At 62.4% G+C, this 21,746-nt stretch carries 18 protein-coding genes and 1 pseudogene; 10 read left to right on the top strand and 9 right to left on the bottom strand.

Annotated elements, in window-relative coordinates:
* Positions 1-67 precede the first annotated feature (67 nt).
* The 5 genes from F3Y30_RS17185 (at position 68) to F3Y30_RS17205 (ending at position 4,679) form a co-directional block, all read left to right on the top strand.
* Positions 68-1,069 carry an ABC transporter ATP-binding protein gene (locus tag F3Y30_RS17185; RefSeq protein WP_203423917.1) on the top strand — a complete coding sequence of 334 codons (1,002 nt, stop codon included), beginning with the start codon at positions 68-70 and terminating at the stop codon, positions 1,067-1,069.
* A complete protein-coding gene (locus tag F3Y30_RS17190; protein WP_203423918.1) occupies positions 1,066-2,016 on the top strand; it encodes an ABC transporter permease in 951 nt (316 codons plus the stop codon). The genes F3Y30_RS17185 and F3Y30_RS17190 overlap by 4 nt, the downstream gene beginning before the upstream one ends.
* Entirely contained in the window at positions 2,006-2,821 is an 816-nt protein-coding gene (locus tag F3Y30_RS17195; RefSeq protein ID WP_203423919.1) for an ABC transporter permease, read from the top strand. The genes F3Y30_RS17190 and F3Y30_RS17195 overlap by 11 nt, the downstream gene beginning before the upstream one ends.
* Positions 2,822-2,852: 31 nt before the next feature.
* Positions 2,853-4,280, top strand: coding sequence for a gamma-aminobutyraldehyde dehydrogenase (locus F3Y30_RS17200; RefSeq protein ID WP_203423920.1), 1,428 nt, complete (start codon positions 2,853-2,855; stop codon positions 4,278-4,280).
* Positions 4,281-4,505: 225 nt separating this feature from the next.
* A complete protein-coding gene (locus F3Y30_RS17205) occupies positions 4,506-4,679 on the top strand; it encodes a DUF1328 domain-containing protein (RefSeq protein WP_203423921.1) in 174 nt (57 codons plus the stop codon).
* A gap of 171 nt (positions 4,680-4,850) precedes the next feature.
* Here the strand turns inward: F3Y30_RS17205 and F3Y30_RS17210 are convergent, their stop codons facing one another.
* Both F3Y30_RS17210 and F3Y30_RS17215 read right to left on the bottom strand, forming a co-directional pair.
* Positions 4,851-5,840 carry a substrate-binding domain-containing protein gene (locus F3Y30_RS17210; RefSeq protein WP_203423922.1) on the bottom strand — a complete coding sequence of 330 codons (990 nt, stop codon included), beginning with the start codon at positions 5,838-5,840 and terminating at the stop codon, positions 4,851-4,853.
* Positions 5,841-5,887: 47 nt separating this feature from the next.
* Positions 5,888-6,868 carry an NAD(P)-dependent oxidoreductase gene (locus F3Y30_RS17215; protein ID WP_203423923.1) on the bottom strand — a complete coding sequence of 327 codons (981 nt, stop codon included), beginning with the start codon at positions 6,866-6,868 and terminating at the stop codon, positions 5,888-5,890.
* A 133-nt stretch (positions 6,869-7,001) separates the two neighbouring features.
* Between F3Y30_RS17215 and F3Y30_RS17220 the strand changes: the two genes are divergently transcribed.
* From F3Y30_RS17220 to F3Y30_RS17230, 3 genes are all read left to right on the top strand, one after another.
* A complete protein-coding gene (locus F3Y30_RS17220) occupies positions 7,002-7,856 on the top strand; it encodes an ATP-binding cassette domain-containing protein (protein WP_246752774.1) in 855 nt (284 codons plus the stop codon).
* A 137-nt stretch (positions 7,857-7,993) separates the two neighbouring features.
* On the top strand, positions 7,994-8,992 hold the full coding sequence (locus F3Y30_RS17225; protein ID WP_203423925.1) for an ABC transporter permease: 999 nt from the start codon (positions 7,994-7,996) through the stop codon (positions 8,990-8,992).
* Between the two features lie 178 nt (positions 8,993-9,170).
* Complete coding sequence (locus F3Y30_RS17230) at positions 9,171-9,686, top strand: hypothetical protein (RefSeq protein WP_203423926.1); 516 nt, start codon at positions 9,171-9,173, stop codon at positions 9,684-9,686.
* 36 nt (positions 9,687-9,722) lie between these two features.
* Here the strand turns inward: F3Y30_RS17230 and F3Y30_RS17235 are convergent, their stop codons facing one another.
* The 4 genes and pseudogenes from F3Y30_RS17235 to F3Y30_RS17250 all read right to left on the bottom strand — a co-directional run bounded on the left by F3Y30_RS17235 (position 9,723) and on the right by F3Y30_RS17250 (position 16,433).
* On the bottom strand, positions 9,723-10,955 hold the full coding sequence (locus F3Y30_RS17235) for an aromatic ring-hydroxylating dioxygenase subunit alpha (protein ID WP_203423927.1): 1,233 nt from the start codon (positions 10,953-10,955) through the stop codon (positions 9,723-9,725).
* A gap of 44 nt (positions 10,956-10,999) precedes the next feature.
* The gene (locus tag F3Y30_RS17240) at positions 11,000-11,470 is read right to left on the bottom strand and encodes an HXXEE domain-containing protein (RefSeq protein ID WP_203423928.1); all 471 of its coding nucleotides are present in this window, start codon (positions 11,468-11,470) and stop codon (positions 11,000-11,002) included.
* Positions 11,471-11,536: 66 nt separating this feature from the next.
* Positions 11,537-13,987, bottom strand: a complete 2,451-nt coding sequence (locus tag F3Y30_RS17245) for an FAD-dependent oxidoreductase (protein WP_203423929.1) — start codon at positions 13,985-13,987, stop codon at positions 11,537-11,539.
* Positions 13,984-16,433: pseudogene (locus F3Y30_RS17250) on the bottom strand (FAD-dependent oxidoreductase). Before F3Y30_RS17250 ends, F3Y30_RS17245 begins: the two are co-directional and overlap by 4 nt.
* Before the next feature lie 144 nt (positions 16,434-16,577).
* Here F3Y30_RS17250 and F3Y30_RS17255 point away from each other — a divergent pair.
* Positions 16,578-17,447 carry a LysR family transcriptional regulator gene (locus tag F3Y30_RS17255; protein WP_203423930.1) on the top strand — a complete coding sequence of 290 codons (870 nt, stop codon included), beginning with the start codon at positions 16,578-16,580 and terminating at the stop codon, positions 17,445-17,447.
* Positions 17,448-17,831: 384 nt separating this feature from the next.
* On the top strand, positions 17,832-18,839 hold the full coding sequence (locus tag F3Y30_RS17260) for a lysylphosphatidylglycerol synthase transmembrane domain-containing protein (protein WP_203423931.1): 1,008 nt from the start codon (positions 17,832-17,834) through the stop codon (positions 18,837-18,839).
* A gap of 7 nt (positions 18,840-18,846) precedes the next feature.
* Here the strand turns inward: F3Y30_RS17260 and F3Y30_RS17265 are convergent, their stop codons facing one another.
* From F3Y30_RS17265 to F3Y30_RS17280, 3 genes are all read right to left on the bottom strand, one after another.
* A complete protein-coding gene (locus tag F3Y30_RS17265; protein WP_203423932.1) occupies positions 18,847-19,872 on the bottom strand; it encodes an NAD-dependent epimerase/dehydratase family protein in 1,026 nt (341 codons plus the stop codon).
* A 37-nt stretch (positions 19,873-19,909) separates the two neighbouring features.
* The gene (locus F3Y30_RS26635; protein WP_203423933.1) at positions 19,910-20,731 is read right to left on the bottom strand and encodes a GMC oxidoreductase; all 822 of its coding nucleotides are present in this window, start codon (positions 20,729-20,731) and stop codon (positions 19,910-19,912) included.
* A 617-nt stretch (positions 20,732-21,348) separates the two neighbouring features.
* Complete coding sequence (locus F3Y30_RS17280) at positions 21,349-21,732, bottom strand: hypothetical protein (protein ID WP_203423934.1); 384 nt, start codon at positions 21,730-21,732, stop codon at positions 21,349-21,351.
* Positions 21,733-21,746: the final 14 nt, after the last annotated feature.

The following is a 21,746-nucleotide window of genomic DNA, read 5'->3' on the forward strand; positions in this document are numbered from 1 at the left end:
TCCCCTCTGGGACGGGTATCGATCCGGCACGCCCGGACGCAAGCAAAGAACCACCTTTGGAGCTACCATGACTTCCGCCGTTCTGTTCGAAAAAGTCTCCCGCCATTTCGGCGCTGTCAGAGCCGTGGACTCGGTCGATCTGGCTGTCACGGAAGGGGAATTCTTTGCCATGCTCGGCCCATCCGGTTCAGGCAAGACGACCTGCCTGCGTCTTATGGCCGGTTTCGAACAGCCAACCTCCGGACACATCGAGATTTTCGGCGAAACAGCGGAGGGCGTGCCGCCCTATCGGCGCAGCGTCAACACCGTGTTTCAGGACTATGCGCTCTTCCCGCATCTCTCCATCCTGGAGAATGTCGCTTACGGGCTCATGGTCAAGGGCGTGGAGAAGACCGCGCGGCTGAAGGCGGCCGAGGACGCGCTCGCCATGGTCAAGCTTCCCGGTTACGGCACGCGTCGTCCGGGCCAGCTGTCCGGCGGCCAGCGTCAGCGCGTGGCGCTCGCCCGTGCGCTCGTCAATCGGCCGAAAGTCCTGCTCCTCGACGAACCCCTCGGGGCGCTCGACCTCAAGCTTCGCGAACAGATGCAGGAGGAACTGAAAAGCCTTCAGAAGGAGCTCGGCATCACCTTCGTCTTCGTGACCCACGATCAAGGCGAGGCGCTGTCGATGGCCGATCGCATCGCGGTCTTCAACGACGGAAAGATCCAGCAGCTCGGCACACCGGAAGAGGTCTACAAGCGGCCGAAGACGCGTTTCGTTGCCGATTTCGTCGGCTCGTCCAACGTATTGCCGCCGGACTTCGTCTCGCGGCTCGGCTACGCCCATAGCTATGCGAGCCTTAGGCCCGAATCCGTCTCCCTCGGCCAGGGGGCAGCCGGCCACAAGGAATTCACCGGGCGGGTCACCGCCGCGAGCTTCCTCGGGGCTGCCAACAGGATCACCGTCGAAGCCTCCGGCGCACGCATCGCGGCCATGGTCCCTGCTTCAACCAGTGTTCCGGCGCAGGGCAGTGCCGTAGTCCTGAGCTTCCTGCCGTCCGATCTGCACATGATGGATGACGCATCATGAGCACGCTTGCCGAAACCACCGTCTTGCCGCGCTCCGAGAGCACCACCCGGCGCCTCTCCGATTTCCTCTGGCGCAGCCCGAAGCTGTTCCTGTTTCTTATGCTGGCGCCACCGCTTTTGTGGCTCGGCATCGTCTATCTCGGATCCCTCTTCGCGCTCCTGTTGCAGAGCTTTTTCTCGATCGACGAGTTTTCGGGCCTCGTGAACTACGAGTTCACGCTGGATACCTATCGCCAACTGCTGATCCCGTCGAACTTCGACATCATCTTGCGCACCATCGTCATGGCAGCGCTCGTGACCCTCGGTTCCGCGGTGATCGCCTTCCCGATCGCCTACTATGCCGCACGCTATGCCCGCGGCAAATGGAAGGTGCTCTTCTACCTCGGCGTCATGCTGCCGCTCTGGTCGAGCTACCTGGTGAAGATCTACGCCTGGAAGCTGATCCTGGCGAAGGAAGGGATCGTCACCTGGTTCGTCGCCAAGCTCCACCTGACCTGGCTGCTCGATGCCTGGCTGTCGCTGCCTGTCGTTGGCGGAAACTCGCTGTCCGTCAGCTACACCGGCACGTTCATCGTCTTCATCTACGTCTGGATGCCGTTCATGATCTTGCCGATACAGGCGTCGCTTGAGCGTGTGCCCGGCAATCTCATCGAGGCTTCCGCCGATCTCGGCGGCAACCCGGCGCAGACCTTCCGCTACGTCCTCTTTCCGCTGGCGCTTCCGGGCATCATCGCGGGGTCGATCTTCACCTTCTCGCTGACGCTCGGCGACTACATCATCCCGCAGATCATCGGCTCGTCTCGCCTGTTCATCGGGCAGGCCGTTTATGCCCAGCAGGGTACTGCAGGCAACATTCCGCTCGCGGCAGCCTTCACCGTCGTGCCGATCGTGATCATGGGCTTCTATCTCTGGATGGCCAAGAAACAGGGAGCCTTCGATGCGCTCTGACCGCAACAACTCGGCCCCCCTGGGCCTCAAGATCGCAGCCGGCGGCGGGCTCCTGTTTCTGCATGTGCCGATCCTGCTGATCTTCCTCTACGCCTTCACGACGGAGGAGAAGAGCTACCAGTTCCCGCCCCCGGGCTACACGCTGCAATGGCTGGCGGTAACTTGGAACCGCCCGGATGTCTGGGACGCGCTGGGGCTCTCCGTTCGCGTGGCCTCCATCTCGACGGCGATCGCACTGGTGCTCGGAACACTCTGCGCCGCCGCCGTCAGCCAGACGAAATTCTTCGGCCGCGAGACGATCTCCCTGTTGGTGATCCTCCCGATCGCCCTGCCCGGCATCATCACAGGCATCGCGCTGCGTTCGGCCTTTTCCTTTGCCGAGATCCCATTCTCGTTCTGGACGATCGTGCTCGGACACGCGACGTTCTGCATCGTCGTGGTCTACAACAATGCGGTTGCCCGCTTCCGTCGGATCTCCGGCTCGCTGATCGAAGCCTCGATGGACCTCGGCGCCGATGGCTTCCAGACTTTCCGCCACATCATCCTGCCCAACATCGGCACCGCCCTTCTGGCGGGTGGCATGCTGGCGTTCGCACTGTCCTTCGACGAAGTGATCGTCACCACCTTTACTGCCGGCCAGCAGTCGACCCTGCCGATCTGGATGCTTGAGGAACTGGTACGCCCGCGCCAGCGCCCCGTGACGAACGTCGTCGCCATGGTCGTGGTGCTCGTGACGTTCCTGCCGATCCTCGCCGCCTACTATCTCACGCGCGATGGCGACCAGGTCGCCGGCGCAGGCAAATGAAAACAGAAAAATGACCAAGGGAGAACGTCATATGGATACTCAAATGCTGATCGGTTCGCGCTTCGAAGCGGGCACGGAAGCGGAGGAGCATATCCTCAATCCCCGGACCGGAGCGAAGGTCATCGATCTCGCCGAGGCGTCGCACGCGCAGATCGACGCAGCTGTCGATGCGGCTGAGCGAGCCTTTGCCTCGTGGTCGATGACGACTCCCGGCGAACGCTCGAACTATCTCCTGAAGATTGCCGATGCGATCGAGCGCAATGCCGACGAATTCGCGACGCTCGAGGCGCTTAACTGCGGCAAGCCGATCAACGCCGTGCGCAATGACGAACTTCCCGCAATCGTCGATTGCTGGCGCTTCTTCGCGGGCGCCATCCGCTCAATGCACGCGCCGGTCGCCGGGGAATATCTGCCCGGCCTCACCTCGATGATCCGCCGCGACCCGGTCGGCATCATCGGCTCGATCGCGCCCTGGAACTATCCGTTGATGATGATGGCCTGGAAGCTCGCGCCCGCGATCGCGGGAGGCAACACGGTCGTCTTCAAGCCGTCCGAGCAGACGCCGCTCACGGCGCTCAAGCTTGCCCGGCTCATGGCGGATATCCTGCCCGAAGGCGTCGTGAACATCATTCTCGGCCGCGGAGAAACGGTCGGCAACGCCCTGATCAACCATGCGAAGATCAACATGGTCTCCATCACCGGCGACGTGGCGACCGGCAAGAAGGTGCTTGCCGCAGCCTCCAAGACCGTGAAGCGCACCCATCTCGAACTCGGTGGAAAGGCCCCGGTCATCGTCTATGACGACGCCGACCTGGAGGCCGTCGTCAATGGCATCCGGACCTTCGGCTACTACAACGCGGGACAGGACTGCACCGCCGCGTGCCGCATCTACGCCCAGGATGGCATCTACGAAAAGCTGGTAGCCGATCTTTCGGCCGCCGTCTCCACGATCCGCTACAACCAGGCCGACGACACCGAGAACGAGATCGGCCCGCTGATCTCGAAGCGCCAGCGCGATCGCGTCGCGAGCTTCGTGGAACGCGCAGCCGACGTGAAGCACATAGAGATCACCACCGGCGGACAGGTCGGCAGCGAACAGGGCTTCTTCTTCCAGCCGACGGTCGTCGCGGGCGCTACTCAGGAGGACGAGATCGTGCGGCGCGAGGTCTTCGGTCCTGTTGTCTCCGTCACCCGCTTCTCGGACAACGACCAGGCGCTTTCCTGGGCGAACGACAGCGACTATGGCCTCGCGTCCTCCGTCTGGACGAAGGATATCTCAAAGGCCATGAAAGCTGCTGCCCGCCTTCAGTATGGCTGCACATGGATCAACACCCACTTCATGCTGGCGAACGAAATGCCGCACGGCGGCGTCAAGCAATCGGGTTACGGCAAGGACATGTCGATCTATGCGCTCGAGGACTACACCGCAGTCCGGCACATCATGATCAACCACGGCTGATAAAGCTCGGAACATTCCTGCCCTCGGCTGATCCGGGGGCGGGAAAAGGACTCTAATTCAAGAGGGTGCAGGAGCCTGCTGCCATCCTAATTGAGGACGAGGGCCAGCGTACTTGGATGCGCAACATCGGCTGCGAGGCAGTTCCCTCGCCACAATTCCCTCTCCGCCGGGGGAACCTTTTGCCGCGTTCGGCGTCAATACGTCGTCAACTGCAAAGGATAGACCATGCTGAAGTGGGCCCTTATCTTTCTCGTCATCTCGCTCGTCACCGGCTTTCTCGGCTTCTCGGGAGTTTCGGCCGCAACGGCGACGATCGCGCGCGTACTCTTCGCCATCGCGCTGATCATCTTCCTGGTCTTCGTGGTGCTCGCATTCATGGCCGGGAGTGCGGTCGTCTAGAAGCATACCGGACAGGTCACCGGTTCCGGGACCAGGTCACGCGCAAATAGAGAAGGCCACGGAGTGGGCGGCCGATCCGGAGGATCTCGGCTTGCTGCCATGCTGCTGCCGGCAGTCATCGTTTGCCCGGCAGGAGTTGGAGCGCCCGTATGACGGGCGCTCCCTTGCTTCCTACTTTTGGATGCACGTATCGACAGTGTCCTTGGTGCATTCATCGAGGCCCGTGAAGACCGGATCCTCGACCGCCTTGCCGGCGATTAGATCGAGCATCACGCCGGGCGCCTTGTAGCCCATCTCGAACGGCCGCTGGCCGACGAGAGCCGTTACGAGACCTTCGCGGGCGATCGCTACTTCGTCGCCGATCGTGTCGGCGGCCGAAACGACGAAGTCACCGCTTGCGATCCGGTCAGCAAAGGGCTTGAACAGGTCACGGTAGGGCTGCGGTGCACCGAAAAGCGGCCAGCCGCCCTCGATCGCAAAGGCATCAAGCTTCGGATTGGCGGCAAGGATATCGGTCATTGCCTGCACGCCCTTGGCGCCGTCGTCATTGGTAAAGACCGGGCACCCCGCAACTTCGGTCCAGCCGCCCTCTCCCGCGAGCGTGGTCAGTCCCTTCTGGCCGCTGAGGGCGTCACGCGTACCCTGCGCACGACGCAGGATGTTGTCGGCGCCCGGGTTGCCCTGGATCGAGCAGAATGTCCCGCCGTTCGGCTTGTGCTTCTTGATGTACTCGCCGATCCGGAAGCCCATCAGGTAGTTGTCCGTACCAAGATAGGTCTTGCGAAGCGCTGCGTCCTCGGCCGCAAGGTCCGCGTCAAGGGTCATGACCGGTACCGACGGATTGGACGTCTTGAGGGTTTGCGCGATCAGCTTGGCGTTGGACGGAGAAATCGCAATCGCTGCGGTTTCGGCCTTGCCCAGCATGTCCTGGACGATCTGCGCCTCGCCCGCCTCATCGGAGGTCGAAGCCGGACCTGTGTAGAAGCACTCGTATTCGGAGTCCGCGTTCTCCTTGTTCCATTTCTGGCAACCCTGGTTGATCGCCTCGAAGAACGGGTTGTCGAGGCCCTTTACGACGATGACAAGCTGCTTCTTCTGAGCCATGGCCTGTCCGGCGCCGAGCGCCAACACCGCCGCGGCGAGCATTAATGCCTTTCTCATGTTCTCCTCCCTTAGAAAAAAGCGGACACGGCGTGCCCGCCACATGATCAACCCGGATACCAGACGATGCGAGGGTCGTCCTTCGAGCGCTCGTATCCCCATGCCGAGTCGATTAGCATTCCCAGATCGTATTTCGGCTGCCAGTCGAGAAAGTACTTGGCCTTGCTGTTGTCCATCCAGTTCGAGTGAAACCGGCTTGCAATGTCGACGGAGCCAAGGCCGCGTGTACTGGCAAGATAGGCTACAACCTCGCCGTAGTCGACCGGCCGGTCCATGCAGATGTTGAAGAGCTCCCCCGTTGTGCGCGGATTGTCCAAGGCGGCCAGCATCGCGGAGACCAGATCGTCGACATGCACGAAGTTGCGCTTCAGCGGACGTCCGTCGGCATCGCGCAACAGCGGCACAGTACCATCGCGGGCATAGCGTTTCGCGTCTGCCTCGGGCACAAGCGTCTTCCAGTCGGGACCGCCGAAGACGTCGTCGCCGAATGAAAGCGAGAACTTGAAGTCGTCCTTCTCCATGATCCAGGGTGCACGCAGGCAGCAGGCGTTGATGCCGTACTGAATCGTGAACTGGCGAAGCATGACTTCCTCGAGCACCTTCGACAGGGCGTAGCTTCCGGGATAGGCACTGTGAGGCGTATCCTCGGTCACGGGACCTTCGTGACGGTAGAAGAAGTGGCCGACGGCCGCGTCCCCGCCGATGAGAATGAACTGGCGGGCGGAAGCACTCGTGCGAAACTCCTCCAGAAGCCAGAAGAGCCCTTTCACGGATATGTCCATGGCCTCGGCGGGTGTCTCCTTGCACGTTGCCAGATGGACAACATGGGTTACATCCGAAAGCGCCGCAGCGACGGCGGTTCGGTCCGCGACCGATCCCCGCATGACCTCGACGCGGTCGGTCTCGTTGCACAGACGGTTGTGGCACAGCGCTCGAACGCGCGCGTCAGAAAATCGTGGATCGTCAAGCAGCCCAGCGATGAAGTGCTGCCCGACCTTGCCCGTTGCACCGGTGACAAGGATCAGCATACTCTTCCTCCCAGCAACAGCTAATATGCACCCGCGCCTGAGGTCAACGACATTTGTCGTACTAATGGATTTTTGTATCGCTTCTGACGTTTCGCCAGTCACTTGATTGACGCTTTCGCAGGCTTCTGCATTAATGCTTACAATCCTTTGCCCTGGGAGGAGACCGGCAAAGCGAGATCGCAACGCCTGTCCGGCTTTTGGCCGGAGGGGTGGCGAGCCGGCGGGTTTCAGGGAGGCGAGAAGGTCGGTGGCGGTTCTAGAGCTGCACAAGATTTCCAAGCATTTCGGCGCCATTCAGGCTGTCAACGATGTCTCGTTTTCGCTCGAGGCGGGACAGGTCGTCGGCCTGATGGGCGATAACGGCGCCGGCAAGTCGACGCTCGTCAAGATGATCGCCGGCAACTTTAGGCCGAGCCACGGCACGATGCGTCTCGATGGCGAGGAGATCGTCCTTCACCGTCCGATCGAGGCGCGCCAGCACGGCATCGAGATCGTCCACCAGGACCTCGCGCTGTGCGACAACCTGACGGCCGCGGCAAACGTGTTCCTCGGGCGGGAGTTACGACGAGGTCTGGGAGTGGTCCAGATCCTCGACTACAAGTCGATGTACAAGCGCGCGGGCGAGATCTTCAAGGAATTGAAATCCGAAACCCGGCCCCGCGACCTCGTCAAGCAGATGTCCGGCGGCCAGCGTCAGGCCGTGGCGATCGCCCGCACGATGCTTTCCGAAGCAAAGATCGTGCTGATGGACGAGCCGACGGCAGCCATATCGGTCCGCCAGGTGGCGGAAGTCCTGAACCTGATACGCCACCTGCGCGATCGCGGCATCGCCGTCGTCCTGATCAGCCATCGCATGCCGGACGTCTTCTCGGTCGCCGACCGGGTCATCGTGATGCGCAGAGGCCGGAAGGTCGCCGACAAGAACATCGTCATGAGCTCGCCGGAGGAAGTCACGGGCCTGATCACCGGCGCCATCGAGCAGGTATGATCGACACTTGCGCACGTTCCTGCCGAGATCGTCCCGGCACGGGCCAATGCGCCAAATGAATTGCCGTCGAATGCGGTCCGCCACGGCAGAACTGCGACAAAGCGACCGCCGGCATCGGGAGGAAACGAAGTTCGACCATGGCAGTGACCCTTGACCAGACGATAGGACAGAGGCAGCAGAACTGGCTCGCGGCCATCCTTGGCAGCCAGACCTTCTGGGTCCTGATCGCCGTGATAATCGCCTGCCTGTTCCTGTCGTTCGCCACGGACTCCTTCGCCACCGCGACGAACCTCTACAACATCACGCGTAACGTCACCTTCGTCGCGATCATCGCGCTTGGCATGACACTGGTGATCATAACCGGCGGCATCGACCTTTCGGTCGGCTCCGTTCTCTGCCTTTGCAGCATGATCCTCGCGGTCGTCATGCACGCGGGTTACAGCATCGAGGTCGGAATTGTCGCCTCGATCGCCACCGCCCTCGTGATCGGCGCCTTCAACGGCGTCCTGATCGCCTATCTCGGATTTCCGCCATTTGTGGTCACGCTCGGCATGCTGTCGATCGCGCGCAGCCTCGCGATGGTGGCGTCCAACAATACTGTCGTCTTCCAGTTCGGTCCCGACCACGACAAGCTGCTCGCCTTCGGCGGCGGTGCGTGGCTCTTCGGCATCGCCAATCCTGTCCTCTACATGGTCGTGCTGGCGCTCCTGACCGGGTTCGTTCTGCGCTGGACGCGGTTCGGCCGCTATGTCTTCGCAATCGGCGGCAACGAGCACGCGGCGACCCTGACCGGCGTGCCGGTTCGCAAGATCAAGGTCGCCGTCTATATGATCTCGGCGCTGTCGGCAGGCATCGCCGGCATCATCCAGACGGGATGGCTCGGTGCGGTCACCACCAACATCGGAGCAGGCATGGAGCTTCAGGTGATTGCGGCGGCCGTTATCGGCGGGGCCAATCTCGCCGGCGGTGCCGGCACCGCCTTCGGTGCGCTGATCGGTGCTGCACTGATCGAGGTCATCCGAAACAGCCTCGGTCTGCTCGGCATCAACGCGTTCTGGCAGGGTACCTTCATCGGCGGCGCCATCGTGCTCGCCGTACTCTTCGACCGAATTAGAAACTTCCGCCAGAGCGAATAGAGCGGAACCGATGCGCAGCAAATCCGGACCACGATCACCCTCACGATCCGGCCGGGGCAGCAGTCTGCCGCGCTTGTCGGGATCACGCGGGGAAAGAGACGGAAGTTGAAGCTCTCCTGCCAACCCACTATTCCGATTGAGGGAAAGCATGGCTATATGACCATGAGGGAGGATCCTGATGGTCTGGATTTTTGCAATCGCCGCGATCGCCATTCTCTATCTCGCGATACGGTTCCGACGATTTCAAAGCTGGGTCGAGCCCGTATTGACGATCGTATTTGCCTTTGGACTCGGCTCCGCAATCCTCATCTGGCTTTCGGATTCCCGCCCGCCGGTCCCCTCCTCAAGTGGCACGTCGGAGAATTCGGCGACCATTGCCCCGGATGAAATCGAGCTCGGTAACCTGCAATACGTCCAGGGGAAGCCCTCGACCAGCTACAAGGTAACGGGCACCGTCACCAATCGCTCACGCGTCACGATTCAGTCCTTCAGACTGACGGTGAGGCTCGCCGACTGCCCGGACGGCGCCTGCCATGCGATCGGCGAGGACACCGCCCTCATCATTGTGCGCGTGCTGCCCGGAGCAACGCACGATTTCACCACCTACGCGGTCTTCACCGGCAGCGATCTCACGCCCGTGGGCACACCGAAATGGGAGTGGGAAATCCGCGACATCCGTCCCTATCGTCCGTGACCCGTCACCTCTCGGCGACGGGCCGAACGATTGAAGTCAGGGGCGACTGATCTCGTCCAGATACCAGTTGATGTAGCGCAGTTCGTTCTGCTCCATCGGCGCGATCGGGCCAGGCACGAAGTAGTGCGAGCGAACGCCGCGCGACGTGTGCTCGATGATCGCCTTGTCCTCGTCCGTCGTCACCGTCCAGAGCCATGTCAGCTTGGCGAGGTCGTAGTCCTTCCCCTCCTCGGCCTCGCCATTGACGAGCCAGATGAGCTCCATCTCACAGCTCTGTGCCGACTTCGGTATGAAGCGGTAGATCATGCCGTGGTCGGGATAGCAGACGAGGAAGCTGGTGCCACCGAGATGGATGGAGGTGACGCCGCCGTCGAAATCCGAGAACCGGCCCATGAGCGGGGCCAGCGGCGATCCATCCTGGCTACCGGTTTTTACGCCGTCGTAGAGTGCGTAGCGGAAGGCATGGATGGTCTCGCGCCCCTCGCGCGAGGTCTGCCAGTGATTGCCGGAACCTACCTCGATGCCGAGCGCGCAGGTGCGCTCCTCCATCGCCGCGTTCAGCGCCTCGATCATGTGCAGCGGCTGCTCCAGCGCATGGGTCTGCGAGTATTCCGGATGGGCCGGTCCGCAATGATAGCATTCGACATAGTTCTCGACCGCCAGCTTCCAGTTGGCGTCGACCGGATAGCTCTGGCGATGCGCCACCTTGGCTTGCCCCCAGCCATACTGTCCGCAGGTGGCGTGCAACAGGTTCTCGACCTCGGAGAAATCGAGCGGCTCGTCGGCGAAGCTGATGAAGACCAGCCCCTCGACCACCCGTACATGCAGCTTCTTCAGGCCATGGTCCTCGCGCTTGAAGTCCTTCGGCATCAGCCGCGCAGCCTTGAGCGACCCGTCGTTGCCGTAGGTCCAGGCATGATAGGGACAGACGAATACGCGGGCATTGCCCTTGTCCTTCGTGCAAACCTCGGCGCCCCGGTGCCTGCAGACGTTCAGCAGCGCGTGGATCGAGCCGTCGGCATGCCGCGTCAGGATGACCTGCTCCGACGCCATCCTGAAGATCTCGAAGTCATTGGCATTCGGGATCACGCTCTCGTGCGCGATGCAATGCCAGTGGCGGCGGAACACACGATCGAGATCGCGCTCGTAGATGTCCTCGTCGAGATAGAAAGGCCGCGCCAATCCATGCCCGGGCGTATGGGCCGCAACGAGCCGGTCGATACGGTCCCCCGCCGGGGCGTTCAATTCCTTGAGGTCAGAAACGATCACCTGTCAGCTCCTTGGCATGGAAGAATGGATGACGACCTGCGCGGTCAGTCCTGTTTGAAGTAGGGCTTCGATTTCAGATGCAGCATGACCACCGGATAGGCCATCAGCAGCGCGCCGCCGGCGAGAGCCGCGAGCGCCGTCCGCATATCCAGCAGCCCGTCCTGCGCTGCTTTCATGAAGATCGCGGTGCCGAGCGGCAGAAACAGCACCACCGCCGTGGCGAGCCCCGGCGAATACCGCCCCTTCGTCCACAGAACCGGCAGGATGTGGAAGAACACGGCGTTGATCAGCATCAGCGAAGCGAAGATCAGCGGGATCAGAGGCACGCTCGGCGCCAGTTGCGCCTGCGCGATGCCGAGCGCGACAACCACCGCGTTGGTAACGTAGAAGTCCGCCCATTCGACAGGCAGCCCGACGACCGTCCTCGCCCAGTTCCTCCAGTCGAACGTATGCTCTTCCATGACGTGGACGGCGTAAGCCGCCATCGCGAGCCATGCGAGGTCCTGCAAGCTCATCGCCCCCTCCAACCGGGCGATCAGCCAGCCCGAGATACGATCCAGGAATGTCGGTCTGCTGTCCGTTCACATGCGCACCCGCGCCGATTTAGGGTCGTACATCGGTACGAGCGATGCTTCCGCCTTTACACGTACCCCGGCGATCTCGATTTCGTAGTTGGAAGCGAGCACGTCCGCCTCGCTTTCGTCGCGGCACGGCACGTATCCCATGCCGATAGCTCCACCGAGGTGGTGGCCGTAGTTTCCGGACGTGATCGTCGAGACGATCTTGCCGTCACGCACGAGCGCCTCGTTGTGGAAGAGCAGCGGCTCGGGGTCGGTGAGCCGGAACTGGACCATCCGGCGCTTCAGCCCCTTGTCCTGCGCACGCAGAACGGCCTCGCGCCCGATGAACTCGCCCTTGCCTGTCCGGACGGCAAAGCCAAGGCCGGCCTCCAGCACGTGATCTTCGTCGGTGATGTCATGGCCGAAGTGCCGGAAGGCCTTCTCGATGCGGCACGAATCGAGCGTGTGCAGCCCGCACAGCTTGAGACCGACGTCAGCGCCGGCCTCTTCGAGAGCCTCGAATACGTGCGCCGTCTGGTCGGTCGATACGTAGAGCTCCCAGCCGAGCTCGCCGACATAGGTGACACGATGCGCCCGGGCGAGGCCCATGCCGATCTCGATCTCCCGCGCCGCCCCGAAAGGATGGGCGACGTTGGAGAAGTCGTTCGGGCTCACCTTCTGCATCAGGTCCCTCGCCTTCGGACCCATCACGCAAAGCACGCTTTCGCCGGCCGTGACGTCCGTAATGACGACGAATTCGTCCTCGACGTGCTTTCTGAGCCATGCGAGGTCGCGCTGCAGCGTTGCGCCCGGCACGATGAGGAAGAAGGCCGTTTCGGAAAGACGCGTCACGGTCAGATCACTCTCGATGCCACCGCGGGCGTTGAGCATCTGCGTGTAGACGATCCTACCGGGCGCGACGTCCATCTGGTTGGCGCAAAGCTTCTGCAGGAAAGCAAGCGCGTCTCGACCCTCCACACGGATCTTGCCGAAGGAGGTCATGTCGAAAAGCCCGACGCCGTTGCGGACGGCCAGATGCTCCTGTCGCTGGTTTTCGAACCAGTTCTGGCGCTTCCAGCTGTAGCGGTACTCCCGCTCCTGCCCTTCGTTCGCGAACCAGTTGGCCCGCTCCCAGCCGGCCACCTCGCCGAACACGGCCCCGCGTGCCTTCAGATGTTCATGGATGGGCGAACGGCGAACGCCGCGTGCGGTCGCCATCTGGCGGTAGGGGAAATGGTCGGCATAGAGCAGCCCGAGCGTCTCGGACACGCGGTCCTTCAGATACGTCCGGTTTTTCTGGAACGGCTGTGCCCGCCGGATATCGACCTCCCACAGATCGAAGGGCGGCTCGCCGTCGTTCATCCACTGCGCCAGTGCCATGCCGGCGCCACCGGAAGACACGATGCCGATGGAATTGTAGCCGGCAGCGACCCAGTATCCCTTCAGCTCCGGCGCCTCGCCGAGATAGTAGCGATCGTCGGGCGTGAAGCTTTCCGGGCCGTTGAAGAACGTGTGGATGCCGGCCGTCTCCAGCATCGGCAAGCGGTTGATGGCGTTTTCAAGGATCGGCTGGAAGTGATCGAAATCCTCCGGCAACTGATCGAAGCAGAAATCCTCCGAGATACCATCCATGCCCCAGGGCTTGGCCTTCAACTCGAAGGCACCGATCAGCATCTTCCCCGCATCTTCCTTGTAATAGGTGCATTCGTCCGGCACGCGCAGCACCGGCAGGCGCTGGAGGTTCGGGATCGGCTCGGTGACGATGTAGAAATGCTCGCAAGCATGCAGCGGCAGCGTGACCCCCGACATATCCGCCAGCGTGCGGCCCCACATGCCGGCGGCGTTGACGACGTTTTCCGTCTCGATGGTGAAGGTCTCGCCGTTCTGCTCGCAGGTGACGCCCGACACGCGACCGTCCTTGGTCAGAACGGATGTGACCTTGACCCCCTCGATGACGGTCGCACCGTTCTGCCGCGCGCCCTTGGCCAATGCCATGGCGATGTTTGCCGGGTCGCACTGGCCATCGAGCGGCAGATTCACGGCAGCCTTCACATCCGCCGTGTTGAGGTGTGGATACATCGCCTTCACCTCGTCGACGGTGATCTCGCGCACGTCGATGTCAAAGGCGCGGGCGAGCGAGGCCTGACGGTAGATTTCCTCCTTGCGCTCCTCTGTCAGCGCCACCGTGATGGAGCCGCACTGGCGCATGCCGGTGCCGATGCCGGTCTCGGCTTCAAGCTTGACGTACAGGTCTGCCGAATACTTCGCCAAACGCGTCATGTTCTGGGAGGCGCGCAGCTGGCCGATGAGACCCGCCGCGTGCCAGGTCGTACCGGAGGTGAGCTGCTTGCGCTCAAGCAGCAGCACGTCCGTCCATCCGAGCTTGGCGAGATGATAGGCGATCGAGCATCCTGAAACGCCGCCGCCGATGATGACCACGCGGGCCTTGGAAGGAATGGTCTTCATCGTCATGCCCTCAGACGTTCATTGGCAGGATCGTAGAGTGACCCGTCCGGCTGGACGATCGCCTTGAAGCGGTCGCCAAAGATCTCGACCTCCACTTCCGTGCCGGCTACGGCGAGGTCCGCGCGCAGCATGCCGAGCGCGATCGACTTGCCGACGCGATAGCCCCAGTTGCCGGAGGTCGTCTCGCCGACGACCTTGCCGTCGTGCCACAGTGTCGACATGTACGGCGCGTCGCATTCCCCGGCATCGACCGTGAGCGTGACGAAGCGCTTGGTCACACCCTCCTGCTTTTCCCGCTCGAGTGCAGCTTTCCCCTTGAAGTCCGGCTTGGTCCAGTCGACGAAGCGCTCCAGCCCGCCCTGAAGGACGGTGTAGTCGGTCGAAAGATCGCCCTTCCAGGCACGGTAGCCCTTCTCGATGCGCAGGCTGTCCAGCGCCTCCATGCCAAAGGGTTTCAGCCCGTGTTTCTGGCCCGCTTCCCACACAGCATCGAAGATCGCCGCCGTATCCTCCACCTTGGTGTGGATCTCCCAGCCGAGCTCGCCGGCGAAGGAGACACGCACCAGCTGGCACCAGCGCTCTGCGATCTGAACGCTCTGGTGCGTCAGCCACCCCTTCTCGAGGTCGGCGTCGCAGACCTCGGAGAGAATTGCGCGCGAGTGCGGGCCGGAAAGAATCTGGCAGGAGAAATTGTCGGTGACGTCGTCCACGGTGAACGCGGCATCCTTCGGCAGGTGCTTGCGCAGCCATTCGAGGTCATGCCACTGCGCAGTTGCTGCAGTGATCAGGAAGAAGAAGTCTTCGTCGATCATCATCACCGACATTTCGGTGATGATGCGCCCCTTGTCATCGGAGAAATAGGCAAGTCCGATCCGCCCCGGCTTCGGCACGCGGCCGGTGATCAGGCCCGAGAGCCACGCTGTGGCGCCCTCGCCCTTCACGCGGTAACGCGAGAATCCCGGAAGGTCGAGAATTCCGGCGGCCTCGTGCACGGCGCGACATTCCTCTTCGATGCGCGGCTGCCACGGACCGGCGCGATTCCAGGTCTGGGTTGCCTCTTCGGAAAGATCGTCGCCGGGCTTGGCATACCAGTTGGCACGCTCCCAGCCATTGTAGGGCTTGAACTGGGCACCGAGTGCCGCGATCCGGTCGTGGATCGGCGAAAGCTTGCGGTTGCGCCCCGCGGGCCAGGCATGCTTCGGAAAATGCATCGCATACTCATGGCCGTAGATTTCCATGCCCTTGGCGATGCAATAGTCCTTGTCGGAGGCGAAGCTCGTGTAGCGGCGCGGGTCGCACGACCACATGTCCCACTCGGTCTCGCCCTCGGTAATCCATTCCGCGAGCACCTTTCCGGCGCCGCCCGCCTGACAGATACCAAATGTGAAGACGCAGGCCTCGAAGGCATTCGGCACGCCGGGCATCGGGCCGATCAGCGGATTGCCGTCCGGCGCATAGGGGATGGGACCGTTGATCATCCGCGAAAGGCCTGCCGTGCCGAGGATCGGCACACGCTCCACCGCATCGTTCAGGTACCATTCCAGCCGGTCGAGATCATCGGGGAAGAGCTGGAAGGAGAAATCGTCCGGCATCGGATCGTCCGGCGTCGTCCAGTGCGCGCGGCAATTCTTCTCGTACGGACCGAGATTCATGCCGTTCTTTTCCTGCCTGAGATAGTAGGAAGAGTCGACGTCACGCATCAGTGGCAGCTTGTGACCGACCTCGCGCGACCATGCGGCGAGCTCGGGGATCTCCTCGAACAGGATGTACTGGTGGCTCATCACCATCATCGGCACGTCGCGGCCGAACATCTTGCCGACTTCCTTGGCGTAGTAGCCGGCGGCATTCACCACGTATTCGCAGCGAATGTCGCCCTGAGACGTCGAGATCACCCATTCCTCGTTCTCGCGGCGCGCGCCCGTGACGGGACAGAAGCGAATGACCTTGGCGCCCATGTCGCGCGCACCCTTGGCAAGCGCCTGGGTCAGCTGCGCAGGATCGATATCGCCGTCATAGGGATCGTAGAGCGCGCCGGTGAGATCATGCGTTTCGAGGAACGGGTACCTGGTCCGTATCTCGTCCGGCGAGAGAATGTCGAGATCCATGCCCTGGTAGCGCCCCATGCCGACGACGCGCTTGAACTCCTGCAGCCGCTCCTTGGAATGCCCAAGGCGGACCGAACCGGTGACGTGATAGTTCATGGGATAGTCGACCAGCGCGCCGAGGTCGCGATACAGCGAAGCCGAGTATCGCTGCATGTTCATGATGGACCAGGAGGATGAAAAGGTAGGGACGTTTCCGGCCGCGTGCCAGGTCGAACCGGCGGTCAACTCGTTCTTCTCGAGCAACACGCAGTCGGTCCAGCCGGCCTTGGCCAAGTGATAGAGCGCGGAAGCGCCGACGGCGCCGCCCCGATGATGACAACACGTGCGTGCGACGGCAGTTCGGACATGCTTCTCCCTTTCATTGCAGAGGATTTGTCGCAGTCAATTTGACCATCATCAAGCGACGGGAATTCGCTTTATTGATCGAAAAATTCGATTAGAGTGCTGAGGAACTTCTCGTGCGCCGGGAAGACCTCGGGATATGGAACCGCATGCAGATCGAATTGGTCGAGACCTATCTGGACCTCATGGAGACCCGCAGCTTCAATCGCACGGCGGAGCGGCTCAACCTGACCCAGTCCACCGTCTCCCATCGCGTCAAATCGCTTGAATCGGTACTCGGGCGACCGCTCTTCACCCGCAACAAGGGCGGTACCCAGCCGACCGTCGCGGGGCTCCGGTTCCACGACCACGCCAAGGCCCTGCAGCACCAGTGGCACGAGGCCGCACGCGCAGTGGAAACGGCGGGTGCTTACGAGCGCTCCATGCGGCTCGGCCTGCAGCACGACCTTGCCGCCCACTTTGCAGGAGATTGGCTCGCCGCCGTCAGGCGCGAGCTCCCGGCCACCTCCATCTATGTCGAGGTCGACTACTCGATCCAGATGAACCGCGATCTGGCCGCGGGCGATCTCGATCTCGCGATCCTCTACACGCCGCACTACCTGCCTGATCTCTACTACGAGCAGATCGGGGAGGTTCGCTACGTGCTGGTCAGCAACAAGGTCGACACGGTGGCGGAGATCCGCCCCGAAGACTACATACAGGCAGTCTACTCTCCCGCTTTCGACCGGTTGCATCGCCAGGCCTATCCCCAGCTGTCCTCGGCCCCGATCGCCAGCGGTGAGACGACGGCGATCCTGGCGTTGATGACAAAGCTCGGCGGCTCCGCCTTCATCATGGAACAGGACGCCCAACGGCTCATCGACGCGGGCACGGTCCGCCGCGTGCAAGACGCCTCCCCCCTTCTGCAGGCGGTCTACGCGGCAGTGAACGTGCGAACGCGACACGCCCATCAGCATCGCAAGATCATCACCGGTCTCCAGAGCCTGCTCGCGGCGGCAGCCAATCAGCAGTCGGATTGACTGACCGGCGGCTGCCCACGAAAAGCCTTTCGATCAGTCGATGCGAGGGACGCCGGAACAGATTGGGGGCAATTCTGCGGCAATGCAAAGCCGGATGCATTCCGCCACCCGTTGCGTTAGAGTGAACCAGAGGGACGGGTTCTGCGAATGAACTCCACCCGGGCTCAGCGTCATGGCGGAAGGATAGCCGAGCCCATGCCTCGCTCGATGCCAGCAGTTGCGATCCAGACTTCAAGCTACATGAGGTTTCGATGCCGACGCACAGGGGACGAATGACGGGCGAGGCAAGACGGCAGCAGTACTGCCTCTGCGGTCCCGTGCCTAACCTGCGATTGATCTCACAGCAGTCGCCACTGCTTGAAAACCGTTTCCGGACATCTGCGCATGCGTGATCAGTCGGGTTGGAGCAGCGCCAGTTTCGCCAACATTCTGCGTGTCACACTCGGCCTCGTTGCCGGTGTCACCTTCATCTACCTCGTCATGCGCAATGTGCATATTGCCGAGGTCGGGACCCTTCTCGCCGATGCGGCCATCGCCCCCCTGGTGATCGCCATCCTCGCTTATGTCGCGGACTTCCTGCTTCGGGCCGCCCGCTTCTGGGCGATGCTGCTCGCCACCACCGGACGACGGATCCCGTTGCGTCCCACCATTGGGCCTTTCATCGCCAGTTTCGGGGTGAGCGACGTCCTACCCTTGCGCGTTGGCGACGGCTTCCGGGTGCTCTGGTTCAATCGCCAGTTCGGCATTCCCGCCGGCACCGTCATCGGCACTATGATCGTCGAGCGCATCCTCGACCTGGTCACGATCGTTATCCTTGGCGGCATTTCGCTGGCTTTCGTCGTCTCGTCGGCGCCTCCCGCGCTCGTCTGGAATTTCCAGCTCGTGCTCGGCATCGCGATCGCCGGCGGGCTCGTGCTGCTTTTTGCTCCCGCTCTGCTGTGCCGGGTGATGGACCGGCTCTTCGGCCACATCAAGCTCGCACCCGTCGTCATGGTGATCTCGGCGCTCCATGCCACGTCGGAGGCCGTCATCAAGATCGGCTCCTGGCATCGGGTCGTCTGGCTGACTGCCCTTTCCCTGGCGCTGTGGCTTCTGGAGAGCGTCGTGCTGATCGGCGCCTGGGTCAGCCTCGGCGGATCGCTTGACGAGCTCCTGAAGCCGTTTCTTGCCTTCGTTTTCAGCACCCTGGGCACGCTGGTACCCAGTCTCCCCGGTCACTTCGGCTCTTTCGAGTTCTTCGGAATACAGGCCTTCGCACTGAGCGGGGTAGACACCACGACCGCGGCCGCCGTCATCCTCCTCGCACACATCATCCTGTGGGCGCCGACGGCGCTGTTCGGTATATTGTGGCTGCTGGCGGGCGCTGCGAGCAAAGTGCACCACACCGCGTGAAGCATCCTCACGACAGACGCTTGACCACCTTCAGCACGCGCTGCTTCAGCGGCGAGCGGTGTGGCGATCCTTCCGGAGACTGCCCGCCCGCGGCATGCACGCAATACCAGTCGTAGCTCTCGCTCAGCATGTCGGCGTTCGACCATCGTGGCTTCCACCCCATTTCCAGAAGCGGAGCGACGTCGAAATGACACTCGCGGTGATAGGTCAGGTAGTGCCAGGGAACGAGCGGCGAAAGCCGCATGTGATAGAGCAGACGCAGGGCGTTGACCGCGAGGATCGGCGGAAGGCCGACCACCCGTGACGTGCTTCCCGCATGGACGATCAGTTCCTCGAGGTCCCCGGCAAGCGTTCCGAAGCGATCTGTACCGACGTTGTAGGTACCCGGGCGCTTCGCATCGAGGGCGAGCATGTAGAAATCCATCAGATCATAGGCGTGCACGAACTGCATGCGATGGTGGCCGTCGCCGATAACATAGACGTTGCGGTTTTCCCGTATCCATTCGAAGAGCACCTGGAAGATGCCAAGCCGTCCCGCACCGAGTGTCGCGCGCGGCCTGATCGTCGTTAGCGGAAGACCGGCGTCGTCGCAGACGCGCTTCATCAGTTCCTCGCCCGCGAGCTTCGATCGCCCATAGGGCTCGACGGGTCGCAAGGGGGTGGAAGCGGTGATCGCTCCGCGTGGCGGGATGCCGTAGACCGCTGTCGTGCTGAGATGGACCACTGCGCCGACCCTCGCCCTCGCCGCCTCCTCGGCGACGATGCGCGTGCCTTCGACATTGACCTCCCAGTAGCGTCTGCCCGCCCCTGTCTGCGCGACCAGTGCGGCGTTGTGGTGGACGACGTCCACCTCCCGCATGGCGCGAGCAACTCCTTCGCGGTCGAGAACGCTGCTTTCGACGAACTCGATATCGGGCGGGCGCGAAGGATCGGACCAAACGTCGAGGAGCCGTACCTCTTCTCCCCGCTCGCGCAGGCGGCGGGCGATCAGGTTGCCGATAAATCCGGAGCCGCCGGTGATGAGATGTCGCATAGGCAGAACGTCCTGGGGTAAATTACGCCGCGGCCGGTCAGAGAAAGCGCTTCTCGATGGCATGAGACACGTTGCGATGCGTAATCGCCATGACCGTACCCTGAGGGTTCACGGTGGTCGGTCCGCACAGCACCGAGGCATCGGCGATGTAGAGGCCTTCGACGCCGCGGAGCCGGCCATAGGAGTCCGTCGCGCACTTCGCCTCGTCCTCTCCCATGGGGCAGGACGAGAAGACATGGACCGACGTCACGCTGCCGTCGTCTCCGCGGAAAACATCAGGAAGCCTTCGCACGTCGTCGACAGAGCGAAGCACGGGATATCCCGCAACGCTCGGATAGACGGCCACGGCCCCGGCCGCAAGGAGCGCCTCCGCCAGCAGTTTCAGCCCCCTCGCGAAGAGCCTCAGATCCGCGTCGCTGTGGTGCACGCGCACAAGCGGATCATGGAAGAAAGGCAGGTTCCGGACGCTTGCCGTCCCGCCCGTCGTCTGCACGTAGTAGATTCCCATGCGCCGCCAGTGGCTCTCCACGCGCCCGATGTGATCCGGGTGATTTGCCAAAGCGAGTTTCAGCATCGGCCGCTTGCTGATCGAGCAGCCCATCCCGATCTCGGGCTCGAACTCCTTGATCTGGTGAACGGGATCGAGGTCGGCGGGGTCGTTCACGTCCTCCGCGAACTCGGCGACCAGCTTCAGCATGGGATGGAAGCGCAGCGAATTGCCGATGTTCCTGGTGAAGCCGGAGCGCCTGAGCAATGCCGGGGTCTGGACCGCTCCGCAGGAGACGAAGACCTGGTCGGCGACGATCTCGACCGGCCGTGCCGCGCCCCATTCGCCGCGTACCGTCCGAAGACATGCCATTTGCCCCCATCCGGCGGATACGGCTGACGAAGGTGTTGACCATCAACCGGCCGCCCATGCCGAGATAGTGCGGCACGAAGGTTTCGGACATGGACTGCTTTCCGCCCTGCGTGGTGCTGTCACCATAGTGGTAGAGCCTTGGGGCCTCGATCGCCCGCCAGCCGAGATTTTCGGCACCGTCCCGCAACTTGGTGGAAACGAGTGGCGCCTCGCCCGGCAGGTACTCGACGCGGGCTATCTTTTCGCAGGCCTCGAAGTGCGGGATCAGCCGGTCATGGCTCAAGTTGCGGACCCCGAAGTTGTCCCGCCATTTTTCCAGGATGAATTCCGGAGTGCGGTGGTAGAGCCCCCGGTTGATCTCGCTGCCGCCCCCCACGCATCGCCCCTCGACATAGGCAACTTTCGTCGAGCCGAGCGCCAGGCAGATGCCGGCGTTCCGGTACTTCTGCAGGATCTCGTCCTTCGAGAAATGGGGCGCCGAATGGATCGGCAGGTGTCGCCCTTCTTCGAGCATAAGCACGGACTTCCCGGCCTCAGCACAGAGTCCGGCCGTCACTGCGCCTCCGGGGCCCGATCCGATCACGACGATGTCGGCCGAGAGCTTTCCGGCCGCAGGCTCAGTGCTGTTCATCACGGCTGCCAAGATCATAGTCCTGTTCATAGAGTTCGGAATAGAGCCCGAAGATCGTGAAGGTCTTGTAGAACCCCGCGAAGGATTGCCGAAACTTCAGCCGCGATGCCTGCCAGCGGGCAATCTGGTCGGTGCGGCGCTGGAGACTAAGCCGGTGAAACGGCTGGCCGGCCGTCGGATAGGACCATGCATCGAAAGCCAGTGTGAGGACATGGAACGCCACGCGCAGGTAGTCCGGCATCTTTGCCTGCGTCTCGATGAGGAATTTCGAAACCGTGGCGGTGTGATCCCGCCATTCCGGCGGGCCCCCTTCCTGGCTGATAATGGCCTCGGCGATGGCGCCGACACATTTCTCGAAATCTGCGAGCATGGACTTCCAATGAA

The sequence above is a fragment of the Sinorhizobium sp. BG8 genome (genome assembly GCF_016864555.1).
GTDB lineage: Bacteria > Pseudomonadota > Alphaproteobacteria > Rhizobiales > Rhizobiaceae > BG8.

Coding starts and splice junctions, on each gene's coding strand:
- F3Y30_RS17185 (WP_203423917.1), top strand. CDS start 68: ATGACTTCCGCCGTTCTGTTCGAAAAAGTCTCCCGCCATTTCGGCGCT.
- F3Y30_RS17190 (WP_203423918.1), top strand. CDS start 1,066: ATGAGCACGCTTGCCGAAACCACCGTCTTGCCGCGCTCCGAGAGCACC.
- F3Y30_RS17195 (WP_203423919.1), top strand. CDS start 2,006: ATGCGCTCTGACCGCAACAACTCGGCCCCCCTGGGCCTCAAGATCGCA.
- F3Y30_RS17200 (WP_203423920.1), top strand. CDS start 2,853: ATGGATACTCAAATGCTGATCGGTTCGCGCTTCGAAGCGGGCACGGAA.
- F3Y30_RS17205 (WP_203423921.1), top strand. CDS start 4,506: ATGCTGAAGTGGGCCCTTATCTTTCTCGTCATCTCGCTCGTCACCGGC.
- F3Y30_RS17210 (WP_203423922.1), bottom strand. CDS start 5,840: ATGAGAAAGGCATTAATGCTCGCCGCGGCGGTGTTGGCGCTCGGCGCC.
- F3Y30_RS17215 (WP_203423923.1), bottom strand. CDS start 6,868: ATGCTGATCCTTGTCACCGGTGCAACGGGCAAGGTCGGGCAGCACTTC.
- F3Y30_RS17220 (WP_246752774.1), top strand. CDS start 7,002: ATGCTTACAATCCTTTGCCCTGGGAGGAGACCGGCAAAGCGAGATCGC.
- F3Y30_RS17225 (WP_203423925.1), top strand. CDS start 7,994: ATGGCAGTGACCCTTGACCAGACGATAGGACAGAGGCAGCAGAACTGG.
- F3Y30_RS17230 (WP_203423926.1), top strand. CDS start 9,171: ATGGTCTGGATTTTTGCAATCGCCGCGATCGCCATTCTCTATCTCGCG.
- F3Y30_RS17240 (WP_203423928.1), bottom strand. CDS start 11,470: ATGAGCTTGCAGGACCTCGCATGGCTCGCGATGGCGGCTTACGCCGTC.
- F3Y30_RS17245 (WP_203423929.1), bottom strand. CDS start 13,987: ATGACGATGAAGACCATTCCTTCCAAGGCCCGCGTGGTCATCATCGGC.
- F3Y30_RS17255 (WP_203423930.1), top strand. CDS start 16,578: ATGCAGATCGAATTGGTCGAGACCTATCTGGACCTCATGGAGACCCGC.
- F3Y30_RS17260 (WP_203423931.1), top strand. CDS start 17,832: ATGCGTGATCAGTCGGGTTGGAGCAGCGCCAGTTTCGCCAACATTCTG.
- F3Y30_RS17265 (WP_203423932.1), bottom strand. CDS start 19,872: ATGCGACATCTCATCACCGGCGGCTCCGGATTTATCGGCAACCTGATC.
- F3Y30_RS26635 (WP_203423933.1), bottom strand. CDS start 20,731: ATGGCATGTCTTCGGACGGTACGCGGCGAATGGGGCGCGGCACGGCCG.
- F3Y30_RS17280 (WP_203423934.1), bottom strand. CDS start 21,732: ATGCTCGCAGATTTCGAGAAATGTGTCGGCGCCATCGCCGAGGCCATT.